The organism is Streptomyces sp. MK37H (assembly GCF_018035285.1).
Classification (GTDB): domain Bacteria; phylum Actinomycetota; class Actinomycetes; order Streptomycetales; family Streptomycetaceae; genus Streptomyces; species Streptomyces endocoffeicus.
The window spans coordinates 1-15526 of sequence record NZ_JAAAYH010000212.1; the positions used below are offsets into that span (position 1 = coordinate 1).

General features: G+C 70.7%; 13 protein-coding genes and 2 pseudogenes. 8 read left to right on the top strand and 7 right to left on the bottom strand.

Features of this window, described 5'->3' with window-relative positions:
- Together GWI24_RS45565 and GWI24_RS45570 are read right to left on the bottom strand one after the other, a co-directional pair.
- Positions 1-525 (bottom strand): MFS transporter (locus GWI24_RS45565; RefSeq protein WP_247616912.1); only part of this gene is annotated, 525 nt, incomplete at its 3' end.
- Positions 526-727: 202 nt separating this feature from the next.
- Positions 728-844 (bottom strand): annotated as a pseudogene (locus GWI24_RS45570) (hypothetical protein); the annotation flags it as partial.
- A 636-nt stretch (positions 845-1480) separates the two neighbouring features.
- On the opposite strand from GWI24_RS45570, the pseudogene GWI24_RS26335 reads away from it, so the two are divergent.
- From GWI24_RS26335 to GWI24_RS26350, 4 genes and pseudogenes are all read left to right on the top strand, one after another.
- Positions 1481-2231 (top strand): annotated as a pseudogene (locus GWI24_RS26335) (IPT/TIG domain-containing protein); the annotation flags it as partial.
- A gap of 229 nt (positions 2232-2460) precedes the next feature.
- Positions 2461-4050, top strand: a complete 1590-nt coding sequence (locus GWI24_RS26340) for an IPT/TIG domain-containing protein (protein WP_308344036.1) — start codon at positions 2461-2463, stop codon at positions 4048-4050.
- A gap of 491 nt (positions 4051-4541) precedes the next feature.
- Positions 4542-5036: a TetR/AcrR family transcriptional regulator C-terminal domain-containing protein gene (locus GWI24_RS26345; RefSeq protein WP_281790590.1), complete on the top strand. Its 495-nt coding sequence runs from the start codon at positions 4542-4544 to the stop codon at positions 5034-5036.
- Positions 5033-6085, top strand: coding sequence for an acyl-CoA dehydrogenase family protein (locus GWI24_RS26350; protein ID WP_210948392.1), 1053 nt, complete (start codon positions 5033-5035; stop codon positions 6083-6085). Before GWI24_RS26345 ends, GWI24_RS26350 begins: the two co-directional genes overlap by 4 nt.
- Positions 6086-6254: 169 nt before the next feature.
- Here the strand turns inward: GWI24_RS26350 and GWI24_RS26355 are convergent, their stop codons facing one another.
- From GWI24_RS26355 to GWI24_RS26370, 4 genes are read right to left on the bottom strand one after another with little or no spacing between them, the layout of a single operon-like run.
- On the bottom strand, positions 6255-7121 hold the full coding sequence (locus GWI24_RS26355; RefSeq protein WP_210948393.1) for a sugar phosphate isomerase/epimerase family protein: 867 nt from the start codon (positions 7119-7121) through the stop codon (positions 6255-6257).
- Positions 7118-8137, bottom strand: coding sequence for a Gfo/Idh/MocA family protein (locus GWI24_RS26360; protein ID WP_210948394.1), 1020 nt, complete (start codon positions 8135-8137; stop codon positions 7118-7120). The genes GWI24_RS26355 and GWI24_RS26360 overlap by 4 nt, the downstream gene beginning before the upstream one ends.
- Positions 8138-8161: 24 nt before the next feature.
- Positions 8162-9595: a sugar porter family MFS transporter gene (locus GWI24_RS26365; RefSeq protein WP_210948395.1), complete on the bottom strand. Its 1434-nt coding sequence runs from the start codon at positions 9593-9595 to the stop codon at positions 8162-8164.
- Between the two features lie 9 nt (positions 9596-9604).
- On the bottom strand, positions 9605-10555 hold the full coding sequence (locus tag GWI24_RS26370; protein ID WP_210948396.1) for a TIM barrel protein: 951 nt from the start codon (positions 10553-10555) through the stop codon (positions 9605-9607).
- 219 nt (positions 10556-10774) lie between these two features.
- Between GWI24_RS26370 and GWI24_RS26375 the strand changes: the two genes are divergently transcribed.
- On the top strand, positions 10775-11770 hold the full coding sequence (locus tag GWI24_RS26375) for a LacI family DNA-binding transcriptional regulator (protein WP_210948397.1): 996 nt from the start codon (positions 10775-10777) through the stop codon (positions 11768-11770).
- A 12-nt stretch (positions 11771-11782) separates the two neighbouring features.
- On the opposite strand, the gene nac is transcribed toward GWI24_RS26375, so the two are convergent.
- A complete protein-coding gene (gene nac, locus GWI24_RS26380) occupies positions 11783-12682 on the bottom strand; it encodes a nitrogen assimilation transcriptional regulator NAC (RefSeq protein WP_210948398.1) in 900 nt (299 codons plus the stop codon).
- A 352-nt stretch (positions 12683-13034) separates the two neighbouring features.
- On the opposite strand from nac, the gene GWI24_RS26385 reads away from it, so the two are divergent.
- The 3 genes from GWI24_RS26385 to GWI24_RS26395 form a co-directional block, all read left to right on the top strand.
- Positions 13035-13886: a LamB/YcsF family protein gene (locus tag GWI24_RS26385; RefSeq protein WP_210948399.1), complete on the top strand. Its 852-nt coding sequence runs from the start codon at positions 13035-13037 to the stop codon at positions 13884-13886.
- Between the two features lies 1 nt (position 13887).
- The gene (locus GWI24_RS26390) at positions 13888-14601 is read left to right on the top strand and encodes an allophanate hydrolase subunit 1 (protein WP_210948400.1); all 714 of its coding nucleotides are present in this window, start codon (positions 13888-13890) and stop codon (positions 14599-14601) included.
- Positions 14594-15526 (top strand): biotin-dependent carboxyltransferase family protein (locus GWI24_RS26395; RefSeq protein WP_210948401.1); only part of this gene is annotated, 933 nt, incomplete at its 3' end. The genes GWI24_RS26390 and GWI24_RS26395, both read left to right, overlap by 8 nt.

Sequence of the window (15526 nt, forward strand, 5' to 3'; positions counted from 1 at the left end):
GGGCAGACCGTCCGGCAGCTTGCCCCGGTAGACGGTGGCGAGCAGGCTGCCCAGCCCGGCCACGCCCAGGGCGATGCCGAGTTGCTGGTGGGTGTCGTTGAGCGCGGAGCCCATACCGGCCCGCTCGGGCGGCACCGCCCCCAGGACCGTGCTGGTCGCCGAGGGCCCCGCGATACCGGATCCGAGGCCCGCCAGCCCCAGCCCGATGGACACCGCCGCGGAGCCGCTGCTCTCGGAGAGCGAGGCCAGCACCGCGAATCCGGCCGCGGTGACGGTGAATCCGGCGACGATGCAGGACCGCGGCCCGAATCTGGCCGGGGCCCGGCCACCCACCGCCGAGCCCGCGACGACCCCCGCCGCGAGTGGCACCGCGGTGAGCCCGGTCTCGAACGCGCTGTAGCCGAGCACCAGTTGCAGATACTGGCTCAGGACGAAGAGGGTGCTGCCGGTGGCGATCGTCATCACCGCCACCGCGAAACCGGCCCCGGAGAACCGCCGGTCGCGGTAGAGCCGCAGATCGACCATCGGCGTCGCGGTGTCGGCGCTGCCGTACGCCGAAGCCGACCAGCGCCGACACCGCCACCGCCGCCCCGGCCACCACCGCGGGCGCGGTGTACCCGTGCGCCGGGGCCTCGATCAGTGCCCACACCAGGCCGGTCATGCCCACGGTGACCAGGACGGTGCCGTACGGATCCAGCCCCCGGCCGTCGGCCGCCCGGGTCTCGGGCACCAGCCGTACGACCCCGAACAGGGCCACCGCCACCGCGGGGACGTTGATCAGGAAGACCCCCGCCCAGCTCCACGCGTCCACCAGGGCACCACCGAGCAGGGGCCCCGCCGCCATGCCGACGGAGGCGACCGCGCTCCACACCGCGAAGGCCCGCGGGCGCTCCGGGCATCGGCATTTCCTTCATCTCCTGAGTCCTCAGGCGGAGTTCGCCCACTGCGAGGTTGGCCTCCGATGGGCCGGGGCGTCCGACGGCACCGTGCGAGCCGGGAGATGGACTGTCGGGTTCATGGAGAGCGGCTGAGGATGGAGACCCGGCCTGACGCCGCGTTCTGCTCGTCACGCTCGGGCGTGCGCCCGGCCGATCGGGTGACATGCGCGTCAAGGCCATTGCCGCCGGATCCCTCCACTGGGTTACTGGAACCGTCCAGTCCGGTAGGTCGCCCATCCTCTCCGGGGGAGTGCGCTCGGCCTGCCGTTGTCACCGGTCAGCCATCGGTAGCGGTGGCACACATGGGGGACTCTCCCGGCGGGTGAATGACCTGCCAACCAACGATGATCAGCCAGGCACCCGTCAGAACGGCGAGACCACCCGTTCCGGTCGAACCAGCCACCGGCCTCCCGGCGCCGGCCCGCATCCAAACCTCCGTGCTTCCGGCAGCGCCCGGACGGCAGGTGCACACCGCGATCGGGCCGTATTCCGGCCAGGGACGCCCTTTTCGCGGCTGATCACCTCATCCAAGGAGGATTATCATGCCCATCGCCCCCAACTCAGGGTCGAGCGGCGGTGGGCAGACCGTCACCATCACCGGGAACAACCTCGGTGGCGCTACGGCAGTGAAATTCGGCAGCAAGAACGCCACCATCACCGCCAACACGCCCACCCCGGTCACCGTCACCACCCCGTCCGGCACCGGCGGGGTGCCGGTGCCGGTGACCACGCCGGGCGCCACCAGCAACCTGCTCAACTTCTTCTATGCCGGCGCACTGTTCAAGTCGGGCCTGAGCGCCACCTCCGGGCGGCTCGCGGGCGGCAACACCGTCACCATCACCGGCACCGGGCTGTCGGCCGCGAACACGGTGCACTTCGGCGCCAACACCGCGACGCCGACCGTCGTCAGCGACAGCACCATCACCGCCGCCGTGCCCGCAGGCGCCGCCGCCGGGTCCGTCGGGGTCAGCGTGACCACCGCGGGCGGCACCAACAACGGCCTGTCCCACACCTACGTGGATGTGCCCACCGTCACCGGCTTCGCCCCCACCTCGGGCCCGGCCTCCGGCGGCACGGCAGTGACCATCACAGGCACCGGCCTGGGCACCACCCAGTCGGTCACCTTCGGCGGCATCGCGGCCCCGTTCACCGTCGTCAACGACACCACCGTCTCCGCTGTCTCCCCGCCCACCGCGGACGGGCAGCCCGGCCCGGCCGACATCACCGTCACCAACACCGCTAGCAGCGCCACCGCCGCGGCCCCCCTTCCAGTACCTCGCCAGCCCGGGAATCCGAGCCCGGGAAGCCGGACAGCAGCCTCCTGTCCCGCCGGCGGGCCGCACGGTCGCGGTCCGCGCGCACGGAGGGTGCCGGTAAGGGCCCTGTCACCAGCAGCAAACGGCGGTACGTCCCGCCTACCTCAGGGAGTGTCATGTTCACCCTTGCATCGCTTTCGCCGCTGCCTGCCCAGACCCGCGGCTCCGGGTTGAGTGCCGCGTTCGCGGCAGGGACCGCCATTCCCGTGGGTGACACACCCGAGGGAGTCGCCCTCACGCCCGGTGCGGCCCGTGCGTATGTGGCCAACCGGGACTCGAACACCGTGAGTGTGATCGACACGGCCACCGACACCGTCACCGACACCATCGCCACGGGGGCGGGCCCCACCTTCCCGGCGATCAGTCCGGACGGCACCCGGGCGTATCTCACCATCTACGACGACGGTCTCGTCAGCGTGATCGACACCGTCTCCAACGCCATCATCGCGGACATCGCCGTAGGGGCGGGAGCGACGATCGTAGCGCTCACCCCGGACGGCACCCGCGCCTACGTGACGCGGCAGACCACGAACACGGTGAGTGTGATCGACACCGCCACCAACACCGTCACCGACACCATCACCGTCGGGACCGGGCCGACCGGCGTGATCATCACCCCGGACGGGACCCGCGCCTATGTGGCGTGCTTCTCGGGTGCCGTCTACGTGATCGACACCGCCACGAACAACGTCACTGCCACGATCACCGCCGGCGACGTCCCCATCCTGCTGGCGGTCACCCCGGACGGGGCCCACGTCTACGTCACGAACGCCGGCAGCTCCACGGTGAGCGTGATCGACACCGCTATCGGCGCCGTCACTGCCACCATCGGCGTCAGCGCACAGCCGCGCTTCGTGGCATTGAGCCCGGACGGTACCCATGTGTACGTGGCGAACTCCGGCCCGGACACGGTGAGTGTGATCGACACCGCAACCAACACCGTCGTCGAGAATATCGGCGTGGGAGACGGCCCCACGGCCATCGCGGTCTTCCCCGACGGGACACACGCCTACGTGACCAACACGCTCGCGGGCACTGTCAGCGACATGGCAACAACCGTGATCCCCGACCAAGGGTCCACCGGAGGCCGGACCACCGTGACTCTCACCGGGCACCACCTGGCCAACGCCACCGCCGTGCACTTCGGCACCGCCCAGGCCGTCATCACCGCCAACACAGCGACCTCGCTGACCGTCATCACACCAGCCGGATCCGGTGCCGTCCCCGTGACGGTCACCACCCCGGGCGGCACCGGCACCCTCGGATACTTCTACTACAGCCCCTTCCCCGCCCTGACCGGCATCAGCCCCGCCGCGGGCCCCGTCGCAGGCAGCGATCAGGAGATCGTCATCACCGGCCGCAACCTCGCCGGAGCCATCGACGTGTACTTCGGCCCCACCCGCGCCGTCATCCAAACCGTCTCCGACACCCAGATCACCGTCAGGGCCGCCGGTGCCCCGGCGCCGGGCGGCAACGCCGTCACCGTTATCACCCCCGGCGGGACCACCGACGGCCTGTCCTACACCTACCTCGCCCCGTCCACCGTCACCGGCATCAGTCCCAACACCGGACCGGCCACCGGCGGCACCGAAGTGACCATCACCGGCACCGGCCTGGCCGATACCGACCAGGTCACCTTCAACGGCACCCCGGCACCCTTCGCGGTCATCTCCGACACCACCCTGACCGCCACCACCCCGCCCAGCGGCACCGAAGGCACCATCAACGTCACCATCACCGGCCCCGGCTCCACCTCCACCACAACGTTCACCTACGTCTCCGAACCCAACATCTGACCTCACCCGTCCATATGCTCCCCGGCCGCCTGTCCACCGCCCGCAGCGCGAGGGCCGGGCACCGTGCCGGCAGTTCCACCAGCACCTGCTCGAACCTGCGTTCTTTGTGCGCGACGTGCCCGGCCGGGTACGCCGTCAGCTTCTTCGCGTCCGCGCGCTGCGCTCGCATAAGCCAAGGCGTCCCCGGATCTGCGCGCGGGTGGTACTCGGCCGTATGGCTCGCCGAGTCCTGTCGACCCCGCTCCATCCTGTGGTCATGGGGTGGAGCGGCATGACCTCCGTGCGGGGGCAGATCACACGACCCCGGACCCACTCCATCCGGGGTCGTTGCGTTGAGCAGGAGGAGTCCGCGCACTGCCGAGATCATTCCTTGGCGCTGATGGCTGTTCCGTGCCAGGGCCAGCCTCGCCCGCAGGCGCGGCGCACGGCGGCGATCCTGCCCGCAGGGGCCACAGGAAGGTCAGCGGCTTCCGACCGAGACGGAGCCGCCACTGAGCGCCCGCCTCGCTCTCGACGCGGTCTTCGCCGAACTCGACCTCCCCGAGCGGCACAGCGCCGCATGGCAGGAGGACATCGAGGCGTTCATGACCGGCCTGCGCTCGGTCCTGCTGCGCCACCCGTGGGCCGCGGCCCTGGCCAACTCCCGGCCTCTCATGGGGCCCAACGCCCTGCACTGCTCGGAGTTCGCCTACACCGCGCTCACCACCGGCGGCTTCGAAGGGGTCCACCTGTCGTCCGCCGCGGCCACCATCACCCACTATGTGATCGGCTCCGCCTCCTCCGAAGCGGTGTGGCAGCAGCGCTCCGACGAGGCGGCGACCCGCTCGGCCGTGGACGCCCACATCCGCGCCCACATCGACGAATACCCCACCCTCGCCGGCCACTTCCCGCTCCTGGAGGAGGACGACTGGGACTCCCACTTCCACCGCGGCATGCGCCTGCTGCTGGCCGGTCTGGCGTCCCCCGACGCTCAGGAGCGGTCATGACCGCCCCGGCCTCCACGCTGATCGAGGCGGCCCGGCGCCTGGCCCACGAGGTGCTGGCGCCCGGCGCCGAGGCCGCCGACCGCGAGGGCGTTTCCCCGGCCGCGATCGGCGAGGTGAAGGGGTCCGGGGTGCTCGGGGTGAGTGGCCCGGTGGCGTACGGCGGGGCGCAGGCGCCGGACGCGGTGGCCCGCGAGATCGCCGAAATCCTCGCCGGGGCGTGCTGCTCCACCTACTTCGTCCAGGCCCAGCACCACAGCCCGGTCAGGATGCTCGCCGCCTCCGACTCCCCGGCGCGTGAGCGGCTGCTGCGGCCGCTGTGCGACGGGACGCTGCTGTCCGGTATCGCCTTCTCCCATTTGCGGGCCTTCCCCCGCACACCGGTGCGGGTCACCCGGGTCCAGGGCGGCAGGCGCTTCGACGGCCGGGTGCCGTGGTACACCGGCTGGGGCCTGAACGATGTGATGCTGCTCGCCGGGGTCACCGACGACGGCGAGGCGCTGTTCGCCTTCGCCGACGCCCGTGAGCAGCCCGGTCTGCGGCCCACGCCGCAGCTCGAACTCGCCGCGCTGACCGGCACTCGTACGGTCGGCCTGGAACTGGACGGCTTGGTGGTGCCCGAGGACGCGGTGGTCTGGAGCCGTCCCTACGAGGAGTGGGCGGTCGCGGACCGGCCGAAGAACACCAACCCCAACCCGGCCGTGTTCGGCGTGGCCGGTGCCGCCCTGGACCTGTTGGACGCCGCCGGGGACGCGGAGGCGAAGGAGACGGCGCAGGTGCTGGGCGAGCGGCTGCGCGCGGTGCGCCAGGAGGCGTACGCGCTGGTGGACGAGGTTCCCCCGGGCGAGCGCCTGGCGGACCGGCTCGCGGTGAAGACCCGGGCCTACGACGTGCTGCGCGCCGCCACCACCGCGGCGATCGTCGCGGGCGGCGGCCGGGCCTTCGGCCTCGGCAGCCCCGCCCAACGGCTGGCCCGGGAGGGCCTGTTCCTGGTGGTGCAGGGTCAGACCGCGGACGTCCGAAGCGCCCACTTGCGGGCGCTGCGCGGCTGAACCGCCCGCCTACTCCAGGCCGGAAGCGCCGAGGATCTCCCAGGTGGCCGTGTTGTCGAGGTTCCGGCCCGGCAGCCGCAGGATCTCCGTGCCGTGCCGCAACGTCCCGGCCCCGAGGTGGCGGCGGCCGGGCCCGAGCGGATCGCCACCCGGGCCCGGCCGCCGTGTCTCACGCCGCGAGCTCCTTGCGGATGCGGTTCAGCATGAAGGCGGAGGACTCCCGCGCCCGTTCCTCCCAGGCGAAGACGCACGAGGTGGCGACACCATCGAAGTTCAGCTCGCGGAGGGTGCCGAAGAAGGTGTCCCAGTCGACCTCGCCCTGGCCGATGTCCAGGTGCTGATGGATGCGGGCGGGGGTGCCGGGTGGGTTGAGGATGTAACGCAGCCCGGAGGAGCCCTTGTGGTTGAAGGAGTCCGCGATGTGCACATGCTGGAGCTTGTCGCCCGCGTAGCGCATCATCGCCGCGATGTCCGCCGTCGGCTCGGCACCGGAGAGGTGGAAGGTGTGCGGAGCGCAGTAGAGGTAGTTCACCCACGGCTTGTTGATGGCGCGGACCAGGTCGACCGCGGGGGTGTTCTCCTCGCAGAAGTCGTCCGGGTGGGCCTCGAGGTTGAGCGCGATGCCCTCGCGTTCGAAGAGCGGCAGCAGTTCCTCCAGCGAGCGCCAGAAGGCGGCCTCGCTCTCGGCGGCGCGCTCGGGGCGGCCGTTGAACTCCGAGTTCATCAGCGGGCATCCGAGGTCCGCGGTGATCTCGATCATCCGCTTCCAGTAGCGGACGGCGGTCTGCCGCTCGGTCTCGTCGGGCGAGGACCACTTGTACAGCGGCAGCACGGAGGAGAGCTGGACACCGTGCGTGCGCAGGGCCCGCTTCAGTTCCGCGACGCGCTCGTCGTCCGCCCGTGGGTGGAGGAAGAACGGCATGAAGTCGTCGCGCGGGGACAACTCGATGTATTCATAGCCGAGTTCGGCGACCGTGCGCACCATCTCGTCGAGCGGCAGCGCGCGGAGCATATAGGGGTCGAGTGCGATCTTCACGAGGTGGCTCCGTAGCACGCGGGTCGGGGCTTCATGTCGACGGTGATGATCTGGCCGCCCGACTCCAGGGACTGGACGGCGGCATCGGTGATGACGGTGGCGGCGTAGCCGTCCCAGGAGGACGGGCCGGTGGGTTCGGCGCCCGCCGCGACCGAGGCGATCCACTCGCGGAACTCGGTGTCGAAGGCATCGCCGAACCGGCCCTTCCAGTCCTGGAGCACGGCGGTGCCGTGCCGGCCGGCGGCGCGGATGCCGACGGCCGCCGGGTCCGGCAGCCTGACCAGGCCGTCCTCGCCCACGGTCTCGCACTGGATGTCGTAGCCGTACTGGCAGTTGACGAAGACCTCCAGATCGATGCGGACACCGTTCGCCGTTTCGAAGAGCATGATCTGAGGGTCCTTGAGATGGCTGAACCGCTTGCCGGTGGCGCGCGGGGTGATCACCTGGACGGAGCTGATCTCGTCGTCGAGCAGCCAGCGCAGTACGTCGATCTCATGGACGGCCGTGTCCTGGGCCGCCATCGCGGAGACGTAGGAGTCCGGCACGGTCGGGTTGCGGTGTGCGCAGTGCACGATGAGCGGAGTGCCGACGGCGCCCGAGGTGAGCACGTCCTTCATCTGGCGGTACCCGGCGTCGAAGCGGCGCATGAAACCGACCTGCACGAGGCGGCGGCCATGGGCGCGCTCGGCCTCCACGATGCGCAGACAGTCCTCGGCGGTGGTGGCGAGCGGCTTCTCGCAGAACACCGGCTTGCCCACCGCGATGGCGTCGAGAACGTGCTCCGCGTGGGTGGGGCCCCAGGAGGTGACGAGGACGGCGTCCACGTCGGGGGAGTGGATCAGGTCCCTCCCTGTGGGCAGCGCGGCGGCGCCGATACGGGAGGCCACCTCGGTGGCGCGGGCCTGGTCGATATCGGTCACGGCGGTGACCGCGGCACCGGTGATGACCTCGGTGAGCCGCCGGATGTGGTCCTGGCCGATCATTCCGGCACCGATCACACCTACATGTACGGTCATGGTGGGATTCCTTGGAGAGCGGGGTCAGGAGAAGCGCGTCCGGAGCTCGGCTTCGAGCACTTCGAGCGTGCGGCCCTTGGTCTCGGGGACATAGAGCTTGACGAAGGTGAGCGAGAGCAGGCCCGCCACCACGAAGAGGAAGAAGGTGTTGGAGATCCCGATCCCGGAGACCAGGGACGGGAAGACCAGCCCGATCACGAAGTTGGTCAGCCACAGCACCACGGCCGCCACACCCATCCCGAAGCCACGCATCCGCATGGGGAAGATCTCCGAGAGCATCAGCCAGGTCACCGGGGAGATCGCGCCCTGCTGGAAGGCGAGGAAGGTGATGGTCATGGCGAGCACGGCGTACGCCCGGGCGTCGCCCGAGGGCAGCACCAGCGAGAAGACACCGATCAGCAGCAGGGCGGTGGTGGTGCCGAGCTGCCCGGTCATCAGCATCGGGCGGCGGTTGACGCGGCCCAGCAGCCAGATGCCCACGAAGGTGGCCAGCACTGAGATCACGCCGTTGGCGATGTTCGCCGTCAGCGCGCTGTCCGAGGCGAAGCCGGCGTCGGTGAGGATCTGCGTGCCGTAGTACATGATCGTGTTGACGCCGGTGATCTGCTGCACGATCGCGATGCCGAAGCCGACGAACATCAGCTTGCGCACCCATGGCGTGGCCTTCATGTCCTGCCAGCCACCGAGCTTCTCCTGCTCCTCCTTGATGGCGAGCGCGGACACCTCGCTCAGTTCGGCCTCGGCCCGCTGCTGGGAGCGGACCTGCTTGAGCACATCGAGCGCGTCGGCGAAGCGGCTCTGGGAGGCCAGCCAGCGCGGGCTCTCCGGCATCACCAGCATGCCGAACCACAGCACGACGGCCGGAAGCGTGGCCAGCACGAGCATCCAGCGCCAGATGCCGCCCGACTCGCCGCCCACCTGGGCGATGATCGCATTGGAGGTGAAGGCCAGCAGCTGACCGCTCACAATCATCAGCTCATTGCGGGTGACCAGGGCACCGCGCCGCTCCGCGGGCGAGATCTCCGCGAGGTAGACCGGCACGGTCACCGACGCACCGCCGACCGCGAGACCGAGGACGAACCGCGCCACGATCATGATCGCGGTGGTCGGGGCGAGGGTGCAGCCCAGCGCGCCGATGAAGAACAGCACGGCCAGCGTGAGAATGGTGCGCCGCCGTCCGCGTGCGTCCGACAGCCGCCCGCCGGTGATCGCGCCGAGCGCGGCACCGAGGAGCAGTGAGCTGGTGACCATGCCCTCGGTGACCGCCGTGAGGCCCAGGTCGTCGGTCATGTACGGCAGCGCGCCGTTGATGACACCGGTGTCGTAGCCGAAGAGCAGACCGCCGAAGGTGGCGACGACGGTGATGATGCGCAGCCGCCGGGAGACCGCCGGCGGCGCGGGGCCGGTGATGGCGGTGGCCGGGATGGAGGCCCGTGTCGCGTCGTCCCTGACGTCCATGGCCGCCTCCTACCGGTCGAGGGTCGGGCGTCGGGTCCCGGTGAGGCCGCAGCCGGCCAGGTGCTCACGGGTGCTGACGGCGATGGGCAGCGGCACATCAGGAGCGCACGGGTACAGATCCTGCTCGACGATGACGAACAACTCGGCGTCGAGTGCGGTGAGTTCGGCCACCACATCGGCCGGGTTCGGCACACCCGCGGGCGGGGAGACACACACGCCGCGCTTGACGGCCTCACCGAAGGAGAGGTTCTCGGCGGCCACCTGGGCGAGCACGGTGGGATCCATCTGCTTGATGTGGACGTAGCCGACGCGCTCGCCGAAGCGGCGGATCAGATCGAGGTTGTCACCGCCACCGTAGGCCACGTGTCCGGTGTCCAGACAGAGGTTGGTGTAGCGGCCGTCGGACTCGTTCAGCAGCCGCTCGATCTCCGGCTGGGTCTGGATATGGCTGTCGGCGTGCGGGTGGATCACCAGACGTATGTCGTACTCGTCCAGCAGGAGCTTGCCCAGCCGGTCGGCGGACCGGCCGAAGCCCGCCCACTGCTCCGCGGTCAGCTCGGGCGGCTCGGTGTAGTCACCGGTCTTCTCGTCCCGGAACATGGGCGGGATCAGGACCAGGTGGTGAGCCCCCGCGGCGGCGGTCAGCTCGGCCACTTTACGCACGTGGGCGAGCATCTCGTCCCAGACATCGGGGCGGTGCAGCGCCCCGAACGCGGTGCCGCCGGAGACCCGCAGACCGCGCGCGTCGAGCTCGGCCTTCAGCTGCCGCGGGTCGGTGGGCAGGTAGCCGTACGGGCCGAGCTCCAGCCACTGGTAGCCGGCCGCGGCCAGTTCGTCGAGGAAGCGGGTGTACGCCACCTGGTACTCGTCCTCGGGGAACCAGACGCCCCAGGAGTCGGGGGCGGAGCCCAGGCACAGGTTGCCCGCGGTGGTGCGGAGAGGGGATGGCGCCGTTGCCATGGCGTGTCCTTCTGTGGAGGGGGAGGAGGACGGGGTCGTGGATCGGGGAGAACGGAGTTGACTAGCGCGCTCTACTAGCGCGCTCTAGGCGAGTACGATGGCCGCTGTCCGAATGTCATGTCAATAGCTTGTTGCCGGGGGATTTCACGACTGCCCGTAAGGTTGGGCCGCGTCGGAGGGTGGTCACAGGTGGAAACATCGGGCAGGCAGCGGCCCACCATGGCGGACGTCGCTGAGAAGGCGGGCGTGTCCCGGGCACTGGTCTCGATCGTCTTCCGCGATCAGCCGGGGGCGAGCCCGCAGACCCGCGACCGGGTGCTGCGCGTCGCCGACGAGATCGGCTACCGTCCCGACAGCGCGGCCCGGCTGCTGGCCCGTGGCCGCAGCCGCACGCTCGGCGTGATGTTCACCGTGCACCAGCCCTTTCACGCCGACCTCGTCGAGGGCATCTACCGCGAGGCCGAGCGGCTCGGCTATGACGTCCTGCTCTCCGCGACCGCTCAGGGGCGTGGCGAGGCCAAGGCCGTCGAGGCACTGCTCGGCCACCGCTGCGAGGCGGTGATCCTGCTCGGTCCCGACGCACAGCCCGCGGACATCGACGCACTGGGACACCGTACGGTCGCCGTCTCCGTCGGCCGCCGGGTTCCCCACGCCCGCGTCGACAGCGTGCACACGGCCGAGGGCAAGGGCGTACGGCAGGCCATGGAGCACCTCGTCGAGCTGGGCCACCGCGGGATCGTGCACATCGACGGCGGCCGTGGACCGGGCTCGGCCGAGCGCCGCCGCGCCTATCAGGCCGCGATGCGCCGCCACGGCCTGGAGCCCGAGCTACGGGTGATCCCGGGTGAGCACACCGAGCAGTCGGGCATCGACGCGGGGCGGCTGCTGCTGGCCGAGCGCGACCACGGCCGGCCCCTGCCGACGGCGGTCCTCGCGGGCAACGACCGTTGCGCGATGGGGCTGTTGATGACCCTGGCGCAGGCGGGCGTCGAGGTTCCGCGCGATCTGTCGGTCGTGGGCTACGACGACAGTCACCTCTCCCATCTGATGCCGATCGGCCTGACCACGGTCCGCCAGGACGCCGTGCTCATGGCCGAGTACGCGGTGCGGTTCGCCGTGGAGCGGCTGGAGAACGCCGTGGCGGAGCCGAGGGAGGCGGTGCTGGACCCCAAGCTGACGGTACGGGGCACCAGCGGACCGCCCCCGGGTGGGTGAACGCGAGGCGGGCTAGCCGAAGTCGGTGATCAGCTCGTGGAACAGGTCGTGCACGGCATGGGCGGGCTCCGACAGCGGCTGATGGTCGGAGGTGCAGAGGGAGAGCTTGACCTGGATGGCGGGCTCGACGATCCGCCGTACCTCCAGGTTCCGCACATCGAGGATGGCGCGCGCCGCCGACCAGGGCAGCACCGTCGCCCCGAGGTCCGCGCCCACGGCGCTGACGAGGGTCAGGACCGATTCGAGCTCACCGATCACCCGGGGCTGGAGCGACGCCTGCTGGAACGCGGCTTCCACCACCTGGCGGATGGTGTGAATACGGCTGGGCAGCAGCAGACCGACGCCGACCAGCTCCTTCAGTGCCACCTCACCCTCCCCGCCCGGGATGTCCGCACCCGGGGCGGCGATCAGAAACAGATCCTCGGTGCGCAGCGGCTCGAACTGCACTCCCCGGAGCGGACCGGCCCCGTAGATGAAGGCCATGTCCATCCGGCCGGTCATGATCGCTTCGCTGATGACCCCGCCGAAGTTCTCGTTGATGTGCAGCAGGATGTCGGGGTAGCGCTCGCGCACGCTCCTGAGCAGGGGAAGCGCGAGCGCCGCGCCCATGCTGTACGGGGCCAGGCCCACCGAGACACTGCCGGCCGGGCTCCGTCCTGAGACATCGACCGCCGCATGTGCCAGATCGACCTGGCGCAGGATGAGCTGCGCGTGCCGGTACAGCGCCCGTCCCGCCTCGGTGGGCGCCACCCCGCGTTTGCTGCGGATCAGCAGTTGCTGTTTGAACTGGGCTTCCAGCATGGAGAGTTGCTGGCTGAGCGCGGGCTGGGCGATATGCAGGATGTCGGCCGCGCGCGTGATGCTCCCGGCGTCGACGATCTTCACGAACGAGTACAGACGCCTGGTGTCCATGGATGGGCCTCCAGCCTCAGCGGAGTCTCATGGTAGGCCCACGGCGTCCGGCGGACGGTGGCGCGTGAGGGCCAGGTCATATCCAGCGGTGATTACGTCAGATCGAACGTGTATTTGCCGCCACCCGACAGTGGGATTAGGTTCACTGAAACACGGATTCCGGGGCCGCTCGACCGCGGGAAACCGTGTCATTTCCGCGGCGACCGTGGGAATGCCGACGACCGCGGAAATGCCGACGACCCAGTTAACGCTGTGAACGCGAGCCGGGAGCGGGCGCGGACCAGCCGGTCCACGGAGCCGAAAACGAGGAAGCGGCGATGTCGCCTTTTTCTTCCATTGTCTGGAGGACGTCATGAAGCACATGGTCGATCTCGTGGCAGATCTGGGCGAGGGGTTCGGCGCCTACACAATGGGCGACGATGAAGCGCTGCTGGACGTGCTGACATCGGCCAATATCGCATGCGGATTCCACGCGGGAGACCCGCGGATCATGGACGCGACCGTCCGCCACTGTGTCCGGCGCGGTGTCGCCGTGGGCGCACACCCCAGCTTTCCCGATCTCGTCGGCTTCGGCCGCCGGGCGATGGACCTGACCCCGGACGAGGTCCGGACCGACACGCTGTACCAGATCGGGGCCCTGCGGGCGTTCGCCACAGCGCACCACACCCGGGTGCGCCATATCGCGCCGCACGGCCGCCTCGGCAACCTGGTGGCGACCCGGCCGGACTACGCGGGGGCGGTGGCCGACGCCGTCGAGTCGCTCGACCGGTCGCTGGTCGTCCTGGCCCAGGACGGCGCCCTCGCCGACGCCGTGCGCGCCCGTGGCCTGCGGGTCGGCATCGTCGGGATCGCCGACCGGGCCTACCGCGACGACGGCACGCTGGTGCCCAGGAGCGAACCCGGTGCGGTGATCCACGACCCGGGCGAAATCGCCGAGCGGACCGTCCGGATGGTCACCGAAGGGGTGGTGCGCACCGTCGGCGGGCGTGACCTCCCGGTCGAGTGCGACACCGTGCTGCTGCACGGCGACACCCCCGGGGCCATCACACTCGCGCACCGGATACGCCGCGAACTCCTCGCCGCCGGAGTGCGGATCGCCCCGCTGGCCGACGTCCTGGACGCCAAGACCGGCGACGCCAAAACAGGCTATGCCAAGACCGGCGACGCCAAGACCGGCGACGCCAAGACCGGTGTGGGCGCCTGAGATGGGCGGCGACATCCTGATCGCGGACTGCGGTGACTCGGCCGTCGTGGTCAAGGCCGTGGGCGGGAACCCCGCTCGCGCATGGCACACCGTGCACGCCCTGGCCGACGCGTTCGAGGCGGCCCGGCCCGGCGGGGTGTACGGCATCGTGCCCACCTACGACTCGCTGCTGATCGAGTTCGACTGCTTCCACACCGATCACACGACGGTACGGCGTGCCCTGCGCCACGAGGCCGACCGGCTCGGCGAGCGCTCCCTTCCGGCGGCACCCTCCCGGCGCTTCGTGGTGCCGGTGGTGTACGGCGGTGACCATGGCCCCGATCTCCCCCTGGTCGCCGGGCAGTTGGGGCTGACCGAGCAAGAGGTGGTGGCATTGCACTCCGCGGCCCCGCTCACCGTACGCTGCCTCGGAGCCCCGGCGGCGGCACCGATGATGGACGGCCCCGCCTTCCCGAGGCCCGTCCCGCGGCTGGCCTCGCCACGTATCAGCGTCGTGCCCGGCTCGATCGCGGTGGCCGGGCGGCAGGCCGTCGTCTCGCCCATGCCGTCGCCCGGCGGGTGGCCGCTGCTGGGCCGTACACCGCTGCGCGTCCTCGACCTCGACGCCGAGCCACTGGCCCCGTACCGGCCCGGTGACACCTTCCAGTTCGTGCCGATCGACCCGGCGCAGTGGGACGAGCACGCGGGCATCCCCCTGGCGGCAGCCCGTGGCTGACACCCTGACAGTTCACCGCGCGGGGCTCGCCACCGTGCAGGACCTCGGCCGCTTCGGCCACTCCCGCTACGGCCTGCCGGTCAACGGAGCACTCGACCAGCACTCAGCCCGTGTGGCCAATGTGCTGGCCGGAAACGACGAGGGCGCGCCGCTGATCGAAATCACCGCACTGGACTTCAGCTGTACGCCCTCCACCGATGTGCTCATCGCGGTGACCGGCGCGCCCGCCGAGGTAACCGTGGGCGGTGTCCGGCGCGACCAGTGGGAGCCGGTGTCGGTACGCGCCGGGGAGACCATCGCCATCACGGGCATCCGGCTGGGCCTGCGGGTCTACCTGGCCGTTCTCGGCTCGGTGGAGACCCCGTCCCTGCTCGGCAGCTGCGCCCCCGACACCGTCCTGGGCTTCGCACGGACCCTGCGCGGCGACGATGAGCTGGCCTTGCGCAGGCACTGCCCGCCGATCGACCACCCGGTGTTCCGGATACCGCTGTTCCGGCTGAACGCGCCCATGGCTCGCTTCGGCGACTCCTGGACCGTCGATGTGACCGACGGCCCCGACCTGGAGGAATTCGGCGACACCGCCGAGCGGCTGTTCCGGTCGGCGTTCACCGTGACCCCGCGGAGCAACCACATCGGGCTGCGCCTGAGCGGCGCTGTGCCACGGCGGATGACGAGCGGCGAACCGCTCTCCCGGGGGGTGCCCGTCGGCGCGGTCGAGGTGCCCGCGGGCGACGAACTGCTCGTCCTCCACCGCGGCCGCGGTGTCACCGCCGGATACCCGGTGCTCGCGGTGGTGACGGCCACGGGTCTGTCCGCGCTCGGGCAGGCCAGACCCGGCCAGTCCGTCCGGTTCCGGCGCCGTACGGTCGCCGACGCCGTGAGCGCCCACCGAGCCCAGCGACACGCCATCCACGCGCTCAAGTCC